Origin of the sequence: Paraburkholderia tuberum STM678 (genome assembly GCF_902833905.1) — a bacterium.
Taxonomy (GTDB): domain Bacteria; phylum Pseudomonadota; class Gammaproteobacteria; order Burkholderiales; family Burkholderiaceae; genus Paraburkholderia; species Paraburkholderia tuberum.
The window spans coordinates 36,282-49,282 of sequence record NZ_CADFGP010000010.1; the positions used below are offsets into that span (position 1 = coordinate 36,282).

Annotated in this window: 14 protein-coding genes; 4 read left to right on the plus strand and 10 right to left on the minus strand. The window is 62.9% G+C overall.

The window, feature by feature from the left end:
• The 7 genes from tssG to tssB all read right to left on the minus strand — a co-directional run bounded on the left by tssG (nt 1) and on the right by tssB (nt 6,904).
• Entirely contained in the window at nt 1–1,017 is a 1,017-nt protein-coding gene (gene tssG / locus HWY30_RS10905) for a type VI secretion system baseplate subunit TssG (protein WP_090804258.1), read from the minus strand.
• Complete coding sequence (gene tssF, locus HWY30_RS10910) at nt 981–2,873, minus strand: type VI secretion system baseplate subunit TssF (RefSeq protein ID WP_090804255.1); 1,893 nt, start codon at nt 2,871–2,873, stop codon at nt 981–983. The genes tssG and tssF overlap by 37 nt, the downstream gene beginning before the upstream one ends.
• 5 nt (nt 2,874–2,878) lie before the next feature.
• Nucleotides 2,879–3,382 carry a type VI secretion system baseplate subunit TssE gene (gene tssE, locus HWY30_RS10915; protein WP_090804253.1) on the minus strand — a complete coding sequence of 168 codons (504 nt, stop codon included), beginning with the start codon at nt 3,380–3,382 and terminating at the stop codon, nt 2,879–2,881.
• Between the two features lie 13 nt (nt 3,383–3,395).
• Nucleotides 3,396–4,208 (minus strand): type VI secretion system accessory protein TagJ, encoded by an 813-nt coding sequence (locus tag HWY30_RS10920; protein ID WP_090804251.1) that lies wholly within the window; start codon nt 4,206–4,208, stop codon nt 3,396–3,398.
• A gap of 57 nt (nt 4,209–4,265) precedes the next feature.
• The gene (locus HWY30_RS10925) at nt 4,266–4,769 is read right to left on the minus strand and encodes an Hcp family type VI secretion system effector (RefSeq protein WP_090804249.1); all 504 of its coding nucleotides are present in this window, start codon (nt 4,767–4,769) and stop codon (nt 4,266–4,268) included.
• Nucleotides 4,770–4,880: 111 nt separating this feature from the next.
• On the minus strand, nt 4,881–6,374 hold the full coding sequence (tssC, locus tag HWY30_RS10930; RefSeq protein WP_090804247.1) for a type VI secretion system contractile sheath large subunit: 1,494 nt from the start codon (nt 6,372–6,374) through the stop codon (nt 4,881–4,883).
• Between the two features lie 8 nt (nt 6,375–6,382).
• Nucleotides 6,383–6,904, minus strand: coding sequence for a type VI secretion system contractile sheath small subunit (gene tssB / locus HWY30_RS10935; protein ID WP_090804246.1), 522 nt, complete (start codon nt 6,902–6,904; stop codon nt 6,383–6,385).
• Between the two features lie 95 nt (nt 6,905–6,999).
• Here tssB and HWY30_RS10940 point away from each other — a divergent pair, with 95 nt between their 5' ends.
• From HWY30_RS10940 to HWY30_RS10955, 4 genes are all read left to right on the plus strand, one after another.
• Complete coding sequence (locus tag HWY30_RS10940) at nt 7,000–7,227, plus strand: hypothetical protein (RefSeq protein ID WP_143037152.1); 228 nt, start codon at nt 7,000–7,002, stop codon at nt 7,225–7,227.
• Between the two features lie 95 nt (nt 7,228–7,322).
• Nucleotides 7,323–8,303, plus strand: coding sequence for a hypothetical protein (locus HWY30_RS10945; RefSeq protein WP_090804241.1), 981 nt, complete (start codon nt 7,323–7,325; stop codon nt 8,301–8,303).
• A complete protein-coding gene (locus HWY30_RS10950) occupies nt 8,300–9,190 on the plus strand; it encodes a c-type heme family protein (protein WP_090804239.1) in 891 nt (296 codons plus the stop codon). The genes HWY30_RS10945 and HWY30_RS10950 overlap by 4 nt, the downstream gene beginning before the upstream one ends.
• 28 nt (nt 9,191–9,218) lie before the next feature.
• Nucleotides 9,219–10,625 carry a serine/threonine-protein kinase gene (locus HWY30_RS10955; RefSeq protein WP_090804237.1) on the plus strand — a complete coding sequence of 469 codons (1,407 nt, stop codon included), beginning with the start codon at nt 9,219–9,221 and terminating at the stop codon, nt 10,623–10,625.
• 29 nt (nt 10,626–10,654) lie between these two features.
• Here HWY30_RS10955 and HWY30_RS10960 read toward each other — a convergent pair whose 3' ends face one another.
• From HWY30_RS10960 to HWY30_RS10970, 3 genes are all read right to left on the minus strand, one after another.
• Entirely contained in the window at nt 10,655–10,882 is a 228-nt protein-coding gene (locus HWY30_RS10960) for a hypothetical protein (protein WP_090804235.1), read from the minus strand.
• Nucleotides 10,879–11,433 carry an RNA polymerase sigma factor gene (locus HWY30_RS10965; protein WP_090804233.1) on the minus strand — a complete coding sequence of 185 codons (555 nt, stop codon included), beginning with the start codon at nt 11,431–11,433 and terminating at the stop codon, nt 10,879–10,881. Before HWY30_RS10965 ends, HWY30_RS10960 begins: the two co-directional genes overlap by 4 nt.
• 523 nt (nt 11,434–11,956) lie before the next feature.
• Nucleotides 11,957–12,841: an anti-sigma factor family protein gene (locus HWY30_RS10970; protein WP_090804230.1), complete on the minus strand. Its 885-nt coding sequence runs from the start codon at nt 12,839–12,841 to the stop codon at nt 11,957–11,959.
• Nucleotides 12,842–13,001: the final 160 nt, after the last annotated feature.

Below are 13,001 nucleotides of genomic sequence, written 5' to 3' on the forward strand. Positions count from 1 at the left end.
TCACTCGGCCGGGCTCAACACGACCTGGTCGGCATCGTTGTGCTGCGGATAGCGGCCCATCCACGTGTTGAAGCCCATGCGGGCCGCCTGACCCAGATGCGTCAGCGGCACTTCTTCTTTCTTCAGCACGAGCTGCACGTCCCAGCCCTTCTCTTCGCCCACATACAACTTGACCGCCGCCACCAGTTGCAGGAGCGTGTCGCCGCCCGGCAAAAAACGGTTGAACTCGTTGCGGGTCAGCGGCCCGACACGCAGCCGGAAGCGCTGCTGCGCGCCGCGCACATGCGTGCCGAGCAATGCGTCGCGGCCCATCGAGGCCATGCTCTTGCCGATATGCAAACGCGCGTCCCGAGGCAATTGCATCCACCCGGCGACGAACTCGAGCACGCGCACCGGCACACCGAAGAAGTGCTCGAGAAAACGCCTGAGTCCTTCGGCATTGCGCGCTTGCGGCACCAGACGCCCGGCGAAAAAGCGCTTGTACTGATCGGGCAGCGCGTCGCGTCCGTCGAGGTGCGGCGTGGCGATGCCGATCAGCGCGCCGACATAGGTGCGAAACCGATCCTGTTCCGGACGGTCCAGCTGCACGGTGGGCTGCGCATCGGCCCACGCGCGATAGAAGAGGCTCAGCATCCGGTGATGAAACACGTCGGCAAACGCGACGAACGTCGGGTCTTTCGCGTTCCGCTCCCGATCGACGGCGTATTCGGTGAGGTGCAACGGCAGCGGCCCGTTCGGTCCGAACAGACCGAGAAACAGCCCAACCAGCCGCGCCGGCCGGCCGGCCTTTCCCGCCTCGAAGCGCGCGATGCTGCGCGACGGAAATTCCAGTGCCGCGGCATGGGCGAGACGCACAGGATCTTCGGCCGGCCTGGTCGAATGACCGAACCGCGGCCGTTCCGGATACGCGCATTCGAGACGGCGCATTGCCTCGAAGAACTCGAAATCTTCCGGGCTCGCGCGCAACGCGGCTTCGAGCACTACAGGATCGGGCGCTTGCCGGGATTCGCGGGCCATCGGGCCACCTCGTTTCGTTCGAGCGTGCGCAACACCGTCTCGGCGAACGAATTCAGCGAGACATAGCGCGCAAAGAAATGCTGCAATACCGACGCGAGCAGAAATGCGCCGCTGCCTTCAAAAGCGGCATCGTCGCAGCTCAGCGTAATCTCGAGCCCGCGGCCATACGTGATCGGCCCGGGCACCGGCACGCGACGCGTGATGGGCTTCGCCGCGACATGCTTGATGCCTTCGATCTGCCGTCGCGTCGCGGCGTCGAACTCGTCGTGATACAGGCCGAGCATTTCGCGCAGCGCCGCCGCGCCCGTTTCGCCTTCCTCGTCGAGCAGTGACAGATAGTTCAACTGCAGGTGGCTGATGAGCCGCCACGCGGATTCGCCGGTCGCGGTCGGCGCGCGTGGCCGGGTCGGTCCAGCCACACAGCGGATCGACGCCACGGGCGCGTCGGTATCGAGCGTGAAATCGGTGTACGACTTGCCCACCGGCATATGCAGCGGCAAATCGCGATTCGTGCACAGCAGCCGCAGTCCTAACTGGCGCAGCGGGGTCGCATAGGGCGCGTCGTTGGCATCCACGAGTGCGATAAACGTTTCGCTGCCGACGTAGCTCGAGCGTGCGCCACGTTGCTTCTGGCGGCTCGAGATCAGCCGCGGCTCGCGGCGCAGCGTGTAGAAGGCCGCCTGCCCGCCGTGCCATGTGCGAGCGGTGCTGTCATAGAACGGCAGGAAGCTTTGCTCCGGCTCCTGGCGATCGCCGTAGCCCTGCACTTCCAGCACGCTGTGCACTTCGAAATCCATCGGCCGGGTGTGGTCGCCGAGCACGTGATACTCGGTGTCGCCCTGCTGCAGATGAATACGGTCCGCGCGGCGCTCGAACAGATTGATTGCCGGCGTGCAGAACAGGCGGAAGTTGCCTGCATCGATCGCGTTGTGCAGGCGCGTCACGCTGCGCTCGAGCCACACCACGATCTCGAACTCGTTGCCCCGCGAACGTGCGAGCAGCGAGCGCAGCTCCGTGAACTCGGCAAACAGGAAACGCTCCGGACACGCGAAATACTCATGCAACAGCCGGTAACCGCTGAACGAACGGCCACCGTAGGGCAGTATCGCGTCCTCTTCGTCGAAGCCTTTGGCGCGCAGCGCCGACGCGTCATGCTGTGTCTCGATGGTTTGCCCATCCGGCGCGGTTGCGCGCACCGTATAGCCGATGCGGTTGGCCATCAGCTGCTCGTAGAGCCATCGCGGCAGATCGTCGGCGCCGGCGAGATAAACCGGCAGGCTGTCGAGCGCGAGCGTGTTCGCCGCCACGCCGGAAAGGGTTGCGAACTTCAGGCGCAAACCCGCGCGGACCTGCCCGGCTTTCGACGGCGGCGGCACGAGGTCAGCGGCGGCAAGCGCCGCGGGTGTGTCCAGGTATCTCGCCTCGGTGATCGCGAGCGGCCACAGCGTCACGTCGTGCGCGGTGCGGTATTCGCACGCCGTGCGCTCGCCGAAGCCGGTGAGACCGCGCAACACCGTGTGCCGCGCGACCGCGTGTCCGGTGGCAGGAAGGTCTTCGGCTTGATCCGGATGCAACTGCACGACCGCCATCGACGGAATCGGCGTCAGGTAATGCGGGTAGATCATCTCCAGAAGATGCTGCGTGAACACCGGATACTGCGCATCAAGCTTCATTTGCACGCGCGCCGCCAGAAACGCGAAGCCTTCGAGCAACCGTTCGACGTACGGGTCAGCGCAATCGAGACCTTCCATCCCGAGACGGCCGGCAATCTTCGGATACTCGCTCGCAAACTCCGCTCCCATCTCACGGACGTGTTGCAGCTCACGGTTGTAGTAGCGCAAGTGTCGTGGGTCCATGACGATCAGCCGAAGCGTTGCGACACGTGAAACTCGCCGGTCTCGAGATCGACGTCGGTGCGAAGATAGAGAGAAAGCGGCATCGGGTTCGCCCACATGTCGGCTTCGATCAGGAAACGCAGCGAACGGCTGCCCATGCGCGCTTCGTCGACCTCGACGCTCACCTGAACAGTGCTGGCGATCAGACGTGGTTCGAAGTCGAGCAGCGCCGAACGGATCCGGTTCTGCAACAGCTCGGCATCGATACCCGACAACGCCGCACCCGCAAGATCGGGGATACCGAAATTCAGTACGGAATTACCCACCTGCGCGAATCCGGTCAGCTCGTCGCTGCTCCAGTGCCGCGTGCAGTTGAGCAGCCACGCGATATCGCGTGTCACGTATTCGCGCAAACGCGCGGCCGTAATGACGCGCTGCTCCCGGCTCTCCTCGCGCTGCGCAGGATCGAAATCGGTGAGACGATCGAGCAGCGACGGCTGCAGACGCTCCTGGGGCATCAGTTCTGCCATGACGTGCGCCCCCTCAAGCTGTTTCGAACGTGATCGAGCGCACGTCGAGCAAAGGATATTCGTCGACGTCGGTGATCAGCATGCGCTGACCAACGCCGATGAAACAGCCGTCGCCGAGATCGGTCCACGCCGTACGCTTTGCCAGCGCGAGCGCGACGTCTTCACCTCGCTCGCTGCCGCAATAGCGGCAAGGCACGAAGCCGATCGCCTCATCACCGCTCTTCCAGGTGATTCGCACCGGCGCCCAGATCTTGTCGCGCAGATCAGTGGGCGCATCGAAAGACAGCGCAGCGACGCGCGAGAACGGCACCCACGCATAGCTGTCCTTCAGGATCACTTCGAGGCACGGCCCGAAACGCGGGTCTGCGTCGGCGATCCATTTGAACGGCACGCCGTCGATGCTGCCGCGCACCGTTTCCGCTTCGTCGAAGGCTCGCGCGCGCAATGCGAGCGCTTCGGCGATCCGTCCGCCGCACAGTTGTTGCAGCGACTGCAACAGCAAGCGCTCCCATTCCGACCGCTCGCCGACCGTTGCCGGGTTACGCAGGGCGGCCAGCACGGCTTCGCGTTCGCGTTCGCCGACCAGTGCCGCGCGGTAGGCGGCGACCATCAACGCGTTTTGTCGCTCCAGTTCGCCCGCCACGGTCAACTGGGTTCCGGCACGCTCCCAGTCACCCCGCAACGCAAGCAACTGAAACAGAAACACGCGCAGCGTCGCGTCCGCCGGCGAGTTTTTCACTTTCGCGGCCAACGCTTGCAACGCGTCGTTCAAGTGACCGTCCGCGAGCAGCTTTTCAGGTTTGACATCGACTGAAGAAAGTGTCACTGGATGTGCTCCATTCAATCAAAGAAAGCGGGCGAAAAGACCGGTATCGCCGCCTGCTTACTGCTTGGTGACCTGCTGGATATCGAATGTGAAATCCTTGGTGCCGCCGTTTGCCTTGCCTTCATCGTCCTGCGGCTGGAACGAGTACTTGAACTTCCCGAAATGCAACGTGATGTTCTCGGTGAGTCGTTCGTCGCCACCGCTGCCGCCCGTGGATACCGACGTGACCAGCACCCCTTCGCTCAGCTCGATGGTCAGGAAGTCGGTCTGCTGACCCGTTGCGTTGGTGACGTACAGATAGGCGTTGTCGACGCGCGCGCCCGTGCAGCAAGCGTTTAGCAACGCGTTCGAGCAACTGTCGATGTACTTCGTGACGGTGATGTCCTGAATGTTGGCCTTGCCGCCCGATGCATAGCCCGCACCCGTGTGCAGATTGCCGGTATTGCTGGCGCCCCACGACCACGCGATGATCGGAACCTGGTTCTTGTGCTTCGAGTGATTGGAAGCGCCCTGGATCGTGACCGCTCCGGAGCCGAATTTCAGGTGCATGTCGAATGCCATAGTGACCTCTATTTGTGAGCCAAAGAGTGCGCTCGCCGTAGCGACGAACGATCAGGACCGGAACGCTGCCGCTCCGGACGATTACCTGCAAGGTGAGATGCAGCGGAAGCCTCAGGCCGCCTGCGCGGAAGGCAGTCGCGATACGAGCCGCAGCGATACGGTGAGTCCTTCGAGCTGGTAGTGCGGCTTCAGGAAGAACTTCGACGTGTAGTAGCCGGGATTGCCTTCGACGTCCTCGACGACGACTTGCGCGGCAGCGAGCGGCTTGCGGGCCTTGGTTTCCTCGCTGGAATTCACCGGATCGCCATCGACATAATTCATGACCCAGTTCGACAGCCAGCTCTCCATCTGCTCGCGCGTGCTGAATGAGCCGATCTTGTCGCGCACGATGCATTTGAGGTAGTGCGCGAAACGGCAGCACGCGAACATGTATGGCAAACGTGCCGACAGATTCGAATTCGCCGTGGCGGCCGGATCGTCGTACTCTTCCGGCTTCGCGACCGATTGCGCGCCGATGAATGCCGCGATGTCCGAATTCTTGCGATGCACGAGCGGCATCAACCCCATCTTGTCGAGTTCGGCCGAGCGCCGATCGGTGATCGCGATCTCGGTCGGGCACTTCATGTCGACGCCACCGTCGTCGCTCGGGAAGGTATGCACCGGCAGACTGTCGACCGCTCCTCCCGACTCGACGCCGCGAATCCGCGTGCACCATCCGTAGTACTTGAACGAACGGTTGATGTTCACCGCCATCGCATACGCAGCGTTCTGCCATGTGTACTTCGATGAATCCGCGCCTTCGGTGTCTTCTTCGAAGTCGAACCCGTCGACTGGGTCGGTCTTCGCGCCGTACGGCAGGCGTGCAAGCGTGCGCGGCATCGTCAGCGCGAGATAGCGGGCGTCGTCCATTTCGCGAAGCGAACGCCAGCCCGCGTAGTCCGGCGTCGTGAAGATCATCGACAGATCGCGCGGATTGGCCAGCTCGTTCCAGCCTTCCATGCCGAGCAACGTCGAATCCGCCGCCGAGATGAACGGCGCATGCGCGGCGGCGGCGACCTGCGAAATGCCGCGTAGCAGTTCGACATCCTGCGGACCGTGATCGAAGTAGTAATCGCCGATGAGGCAGCCATACGGTTCGCCGCCCAGCTGACCATATTCTTCTTCATAGATGCGCTTGAACACAGGGCTCTGGTCCCATGCAACGCCCTTGAATCGCTTGAGATTTTTTGCGAGTTCCTTCTTCGATATGTTCAGCACCCGGATCTTCAGCATCGGATCCGTTTCAGTGTTGGTAACGAGATGGTGCAGCCCTCGCCACGCGCCTTCCAGCTTCTGAAAGTCCGCGTGGTGCATGATCTGGTTCAACTGCTCGCTGAGCTTGCGGTCGATCCCGGCGACATACGCGTTGATGGTTTGCGTCACGTCATCCGAAACGATGTGCGAATCCTGCAGCACCTGTGCAGCGAGCGTGCGCACGGCCGATTCGACTTCCTGCTTCGCGCGCTCGTTCTTCGGCTTGAACTCCCTGTTGAGCAGCGCGGCGAAATCATCGGCGCCGCTCAATGAGTCCTCGACGCCTTGCTCGATCTGATTCTGGCTTTCCATGATCGCGCTCACTCCTGTGCGGGTTCGGTGTCGGCGGCTTTCGGCGCCGCGCCCAGCGATTGCAGCAAGGCGGGATCCTTGATCGCCTGCGCGATCAGCTTCTCCGCGCCCGACTTGCCATCGAGATAAGTGCCGAGGTTGGCGAGCTGCGTGCGCGCCTCGAGCAGCTTCGCGAGCGAGTCGACCTTGCGCGCCACTTCGGCGGGCGAAAAATCGTCCATGCCTTCGAAGGTGATATCGACCGCCAGATTGCCTTCGCCCGTCAGCGTGTTGGGCACGCTGAAGTTCACCCGCGGCCTCATCGACTGCATGCGGCTGTCGAAGTTATCGACGTCCACTTCCACCGCCTTGCGCGCTTCGAGCGGCGGAAGATCGCCGGCATTGGCGCCTGACAGATCCGACATCACACCCATCACGAACGGGATCTGCACTTTTTTCTGCGCGCCGTACAGCTCCACGTCGTACTCGATCTGTACGCGTGGCGCGCGATTGCGCGCGATGAATTTCTGACTGCTCTGTCTCGTTGCCATGCGCTGATTTCCTCTGGTATCCGTAGGGTTTCGTGAATCCGGCGATGCGTCTCACGAGCCTGCACTCGACTTGCAGCGTTGCAGACGCGTCGTCCATGCACCCAGAACAGCGCAGCATCGCGATCTATTCCACGTCTGTCGAAGCTGTTGCGTTCATGTTCCAGATCACACTCGCCGCCGTCTGCGCAAATCAGAACAGCCCAGCCGGGCAGATATTCCGTTCCGTCGTGGGCTGCATCTTTTCGTGCGTGCGTCACGCAGAGACAGGCTCACCATATGGGACACGCGAAGGCGAGTTTGCGATCATCGAAACCCTGGAATAAACCCGCGAGCCGGCTGTTCTGTTGATACTCGCGCGATATAACGCGCCGTATTCACCGCGCTTCGCCAATTGAAACGCTCAACCAGGCTCATCCGGATGATCTTCGGACTTTTCAAGCGGTCTGTACCATTCGCCTTGCTGCTGCTTGCACCCTATGCCAATGCGGCGTGGACGCTTGTGCAGGCCGATGCGGCCGCCACCGTCATTCATGAGACGGGGCGTTATCAGGCAGATGTCGGGCAGCGCTTTGCGCTTGACGATATGGTCGAAACGCCGACGAGCGCAGGCGTGCAGATCCAGGACGACGCGGGCAATAGCGTCGCGCTGGGTCATGGCACTCGCGTGATGCTGATGCGCGACGCGCATATCGCGTTGCTCGGCGGCTGGCTGAAGGTGCTGCACGCGTGCGACGCAAACACGGCGAATTGCGCCGCCCCTGTGATCGAAACCGCGCGCACGCGATTCACGCCCGCGGACAATGCCGTGCTGGTCATCGCGGCAACGGCAACGAATTATCGGAGTGCCAATGAGCGGAACGCCAACGTCCAGGACACCGACGCAGTGTTCTGTGAGAGCGGCGCGGCCAGCATTCTCGGCATCGGCGCTTCGCACGGCAATGTTGCGCCGCTCAAGCTCGATGCGCCTCGCTTCGCCATGCATCCCGCCGCGAGCGACACGATTGCCGTGACAGCAGGCGCTGATCCCGCTTTCGTCGCCGCGATGCCCGTTACATTCCGCGACGCGTTGCGTGTGCTGCCGATGCCGGCCCATCCACGCAACGAGCCGCCGGGCAGCATCCGACCGGTCGCTTACGACGACGTATCGGACTGGCTCGACAGCGAACTCGCGGCGCGCAGGGATCCATCGACGCGTTTCACTTCGCGCTTTCGCGCGCGTCTGACCGATCCCGCGTTTCGCCGCGCGGTCGTGCAGCGCATTCGCGATTTGCCGGACTGGCGTGCGCTGGTCTTTCCGCCGCCACCGCGTGCCGCGATACGGAGCCCCGCAATCCAGACCGGTTCCGTCTACCGTTCCGCTTACCGTTCCGCTTACCCATCCGCTCCGGTTCGCCCATGAAGCTGTCACTCGCCATCAAGTTCAATCTCGTGTTCATCGCGATCTTCGCGATCGGACTGACCGCCATCGGATTCGTCGCGGATCGTGTGTTGCAACAGCAGGCGCTCGACGAAACCCGTCACGATGCGGACGTGCTTCTGAACGCCGCCAGCGCGATGCAGAACTACACGGCGCAACACATCACGCCGCTGCTCGCGACGCAGATCAAATATTCGTTCGTGCCCGAGTCGGTGCCGGCGTACTCGGCGATCGAAATGCTGAACTCGTTGCAGAGCGCGTTTCCGAACTTCTCGTACAAGTCGGCGATGCTCAATCCGACCAATCCGCGCGACCGGCCAAGCGACTGGGAAAGCGAAGTGATCGCCCATCTGCACGACCATCCGGAATTGAAACAGGCCACCGGACAGCGTCATACGCCGGGCGGCGAGCAGTTGCTGTTTCTCGCCCATCCGAGCCGCATTACCGACGCCGCGTGCATGCAATGTCACAGCACGCCGTCCGCGGCGCCGCGCACGATGATCGACAAGTACGGGCCGGCCAATGGTTTCGGCTGGACCATGAACGACGTGATCGGCGCAGAGTTCGTGTCGGTGCCGATGTCGGAGTCGATCGCGCGCGGCCGTGCGGTATGGCGCAGCCTGATGGTCTCACTGACCGCTGTATTCGCGGTGGTGCTCGTCGTGCTGAACGCGATGGTGCACTTCCTCCTCACGCGGCGTTTGCAGATGTTGTCGCGCGCCGCGGACGAAGTGAGTCTTGGCAAACTCGGCGACGTCGAACTGCCGGCCGGCGGCAGCGATGAAATAGCGTCGCTCGCCGTGTCGTTCGGACGGATGCGCACGAGCCTCGTCGCAGCGTTCGAGATGATCGAAGAGCGCCACGAGTAAGCGTGCCGCACACATCGTGGACGACTCCATGACTTCCCAAACCGGCGCGACTCCGCGACAGATCGGCCGCTATCGGATCGAACGGGTGCTCGGTCGCGGCGCGATGGGCACGGTCTATCTCGCGACCGATCCGCATATCCAGCGCGAGGTAGCACTGAAAACGATTCGCACCCCGTCACTGAACGACGGACAAGGCACGGCGGAGCCATCCGGTGCGGAGCTGACCGCACGCTTTCTCAACGAAGCGCGCGCTGCCGGCCGTCTCGTGCATCCGCACATCGTCGGCGTGTTCGACTATGGCGAGGCGCAAGGCGTCGCGTTCATCGCGCTTGAATACGTACGCGGCGAGAACCTCGCGCAACGGCTCGCGCAGCACGCCCGCGATGGCAGCATGATGCCGTTGCTCGATGCGCTCACGTGGTTCGCGCAACTGCTCGACGCACTCGCTTATGCGCACGAACTCGGCGTGATCCATCGCGACATCAAGCCCGCGAACCTGCTGATCGCGCCGCGCGGCGAATGCAAGGTGACCGACTTCGGCATCGCACAGCTCGATACAGGACGCCTGACGCAGGCCGGCATGATGATCGGCACGCCAAGCTACATGTCGCCGGAGCAGTATGCAGGCGCGGAGATCGACGCACGCAGCGACCTGTTTTCCGCCGGCGTCGTTCTGTACGAGATGCTGAGCGGGCAATGCCCGTTTAGCGGCGCGCCAGCCGCCGTGATGCATCAGGTGATGAACGAGATGCCGCCGCCCCCATCGACGCATGTCACAAGCCTGCCCGCCGAACTCGATGCCATGGTGCTGAAGGCGCTCGCCAAACGGCCAGACGACCGCTATGCGTCCGCGCAAAGCTGGCGCAACGCCTTGTTTACGCTGCACGACTCATTCATGGCGCGGCTCGATCCCGACCATACCGTCGTGCGCGCGCAGCCGTTGCGTCAGACGCTTGCGGCACCGGCGGGGGCTGCCAGACCAGACTGGCCACCCGAGTTTCTGGCCCAGCTGGAGCAACGGCTCGCCAGCCACGTCGGCCCCATTGCCTCGCTGCTCGTGCGGCGCGCCGCATCGCATGCGACTGACTCGCAAACACTGGCGGCTCAGCTTGCGCGCCATTTGTCCAACGACGCCGCTCGTCGTGAGTTCGATACGCTGCTCAAGCAGCACGTGATCGCTTCGGGCGATGACTCGAAGCGCAGCACGCTGCCCATCGAATCGACATCCGCGGCGTGCATGCCGCTCGATGCCGAGCACGTCGAGGCCGCTGCGCGGCGGCTCGCATCGCACGTCGGACCGTTCGCACACGTGATCGCCGAGCGGGCCGCGCGTGGCGCGGACGCAGCGACCTTCCGTGCGCGACTGGCCGACGCGCTGCCGGCGTCGGTGGATCGCGAGGCTTTTTTGCGTGCCTTCGACGACCCGCCACCCTGAATCTCCCGGCTCGCGCCGCCGATCGATCGTCAGGCGGCCGCGATCAGGCGATCGATCCGTAACCGCAGCGCTACGGGCAATGCGGGCAAGCTTTGCCGGCCGACGATCTCAGTGTATGGAAACTTCGATGCCATCAGCCATATCACGCGATTCGCAATATCGACGGACTCGTGCATCGCTCGCTCTATGTCGGCCACGCGCGCGTGAGCCAACGTACGATCGACATAAGCAAGCAGGTCGGCGTCGTCGATCGTCATCGACCGACTTCGACCCGAGGCGGAGCCGAACGTGCGGCCGGTCCCGCGCCGCTGTCGAAGCGCGCGCCAATGCTTTGCCGCGCGCGCGACAGGCGGCTCATGATCGTGCCGATCGGAACATCGAGCACCTGCGCGGCTTCGGCGTAACTCAATCCTTCGAACGCGACGAGCAGCATCACCACGCGCTGAGCCTCGGGCAAGCGCCCGACGGCGGCGATGATCTCACGGCTCAGCAGCACATCTTCGGGAGAACGCGCGGCAGGATCGGAGACGGCTAGCAATGCGTCATCCCACTCGACACTCGCCCGGCCTCGTACGCTGCGTGCCCGCAATTCGTTGAGCCACGTGGAATGGATGATCGAGAACATCCAGCTGAGCGGCGCCGTGCCGGGCTGCAGTTGATGCGCCCGTTCGAGTCCGCGTACGCACGAACGTTGCAGCAGGTCTTCGGCGTCGTGCTGATTGCCGGACAGGCGCAACGAGAAAGCCCACAATCTGGGCAGCATTCCGGGTAAAAGGTCCGGCAAACTCTCAACGACAGTGGTGGACATGGTTGAGTGGCCAATTTCGAGTAGAGCCCTTGAACGACGGCTCGACGTGCCGCTTGAGGGTCACGTCGAACCAGGGCCTAACATCGATCACATCAGGAACAAGGCCAGACAGAATTTCTCTGGACCGGTTGATTGGTCTCTTCGCCGAGCAGAGGTTTGGCGGATCTGACGCCACCTCTTTATGTGGGACCGTTGCATGGAGTTCGTCAACGGCTTAAACGCGGATGCTTGCAGAATTGCCAGAGGCAGCGCCGCTCCATTTCGATTTTGACCGAACGCGTGCGCAGGGCATGTTTATCCAAAAACCACTGTTGCGACCAATCGTTTGTGGCTATGACCTCGATTACGAATCGCGGCTCACGGGTCGCCGTTTACTGAATAGAGCGAAACAACGACCAGCGAGGTCATCGTTTCGTTTCACTACGACTCTCCTGTCATACCCCGTCACGCAAAAAACCGGCAGAACTTGACTCCGGACGCCGTCACGCGGAATGGCCCGCACTGCGATCAGATCGCGCCGCGCTCATGTACTCGCATCCCTCGGCTTCGCATCGGGCGCATCGTTAAGCGCGAACAACGCGTCCACGCTCCTGTTCGAGATCCGCTGTGCGATCGACTGGAGATCGGTTGAGTCCGGTTTGCCGATCAGCGCATAGGCAAGATCGTTCTGCCGCCACGATACGACGGTCATGCCGTTCAACTGCTGTTGCGCGATCGCCTGGTCCGGTCGCGCGTCCTTCATCACACACAGCGCAACCGGCGCGCCGTGGTCGGGCAGATAGACGATCTGGACCAGCGGCTTGTCGTTGAAGCGCAGGCGCGCGACTGCCTTGAACGACAGCCCCGCCTCCCGCAAATCCGGCACACGCAATGCAATGCCGTCGACGTACCGGATCGCCGTGACGGTCTTCGCCGACGCGCCGAGGTCGGGCGTGATGTCGGCAACGGTATCGCGTGTATAGAGCCGTTGATAGCCCACCGCTGCATGGATCCACGACGTCGCGTCGTTCGACGCGACAATCGCGCCGCCACTGCCGGGCACGCCCAGCCATGCAGGTCCGAGCCGCATCGCGAGGCCCGCGCAAAACGCGCCGGCGACAAATGCCGCGGCAAGCCACAGCCGCGCCTGCGGCTTTCTTGCGGGTATCGGCTGATGGGATGCGTGATTCGATTCGTCGCGCTGTGCGGCGCTCGCCATTGCTTCGATACGGCGCTGCAATTCGCCCGGTAAAGGCGGTAGCTTCTGCGTTGAAAACGCCTCGCGATAAGGGAGCTGCGACGCGCGCAGCAAATCGACGCTCTCCTGCAACTCAGGCGAAACGGCGAGTTCCTTTTCGATCGATGCCGCCTCGGACGGGTCAAGTTCGCCATCGACATACGCGATCAATTTACTGTCGTCGGGTCTCATAGGACGATAGGCTTAAAGGAAGTTGAGCACGATCAGCATTCGCCTGCAAGGCGCGGGTCGGGCACCGCCCGTTCGTCATCAAATTCCCATGATAACCGTAGTTGCGCGTTGTTCGCAGGTCGTACGCAGCGCGCGGATGAAGCGTGGATCACTGGCCAGG

Bases quoted from the DNA above. Each gene is read 5' to 3' on its own strand.
- tssG (WP_090804258.1), bottom strand. From the start codon at position 1,017: ATGGCCCGCGAATCCCGGCAAGCGCCCGATCCTGTAGTGCTCGAAGCC.
- tssF (WP_090804255.1), bottom strand. From the start codon at position 2,873: ATGGACCCACGACACTTGCGCTACTACAACCGTGAGCTGCAACACGTC.
- tssE (WP_090804253.1), bottom strand. From the start codon at position 3,382: ATGGCAGAACTGATGCCCCAGGAGCGTCTGCAGCCGTCGCTGCTCGAT.
- HWY30_RS10925 (WP_090804249.1), bottom strand. From the start codon at position 4,769: ATGGCATTCGACATGCACCTGAAATTCGGCTCCGGAGCGGTCACGATC.
- tssC (WP_090804247.1), bottom strand. From the start codon at position 6,374: ATGGAAAGCCAGAATCAGATCGAGCAAGGCGTCGAGGACTCATTGAGC.
- tssB (WP_090804246.1), bottom strand. From the start codon at position 6,904: ATGGCAACGAGACAGAGCAGTCAGAAATTCATCGCGCGCAATCGCGCG.
- HWY30_RS10940 (WP_143037152.1), top strand. From the start codon at position 7,000: ATGCACCCAGAACAGCGCAGCATCGCGATCTATTCCACGTCTGTCGAA.
- HWY30_RS10945 (WP_090804241.1), top strand. From the start codon at position 7,323: ATGATCTTCGGACTTTTCAAGCGGTCTGTACCATTCGCCTTGCTGCTG.
- HWY30_RS10950 (WP_090804239.1), top strand. From the start codon at position 8,300: ATGAAGCTGTCACTCGCCATCAAGTTCAATCTCGTGTTCATCGCGATC.
- HWY30_RS10955 (WP_090804237.1), top strand. From the start codon at position 9,219: ATGACTTCCCAAACCGGCGCGACTCCGCGACAGATCGGCCGCTATCGG.
- HWY30_RS10960 (WP_090804235.1), bottom strand. From the start codon at position 10,882: ATGACGATCGACGACGCCGACCTGCTTGCTTATGTCGATCGTACGTTG.
- HWY30_RS10965 (WP_090804233.1), bottom strand. From the start codon at position 11,433: ATGTCCACCACTGTCGTTGAGAGTTTGCCGGACCTTTTACCCGGAATG.
- HWY30_RS10970 (WP_090804230.1), bottom strand. From the start codon at position 12,841: ATGAGACCCGACGACAGTAAATTGATCGCGTATGTCGATGGCGAACTT.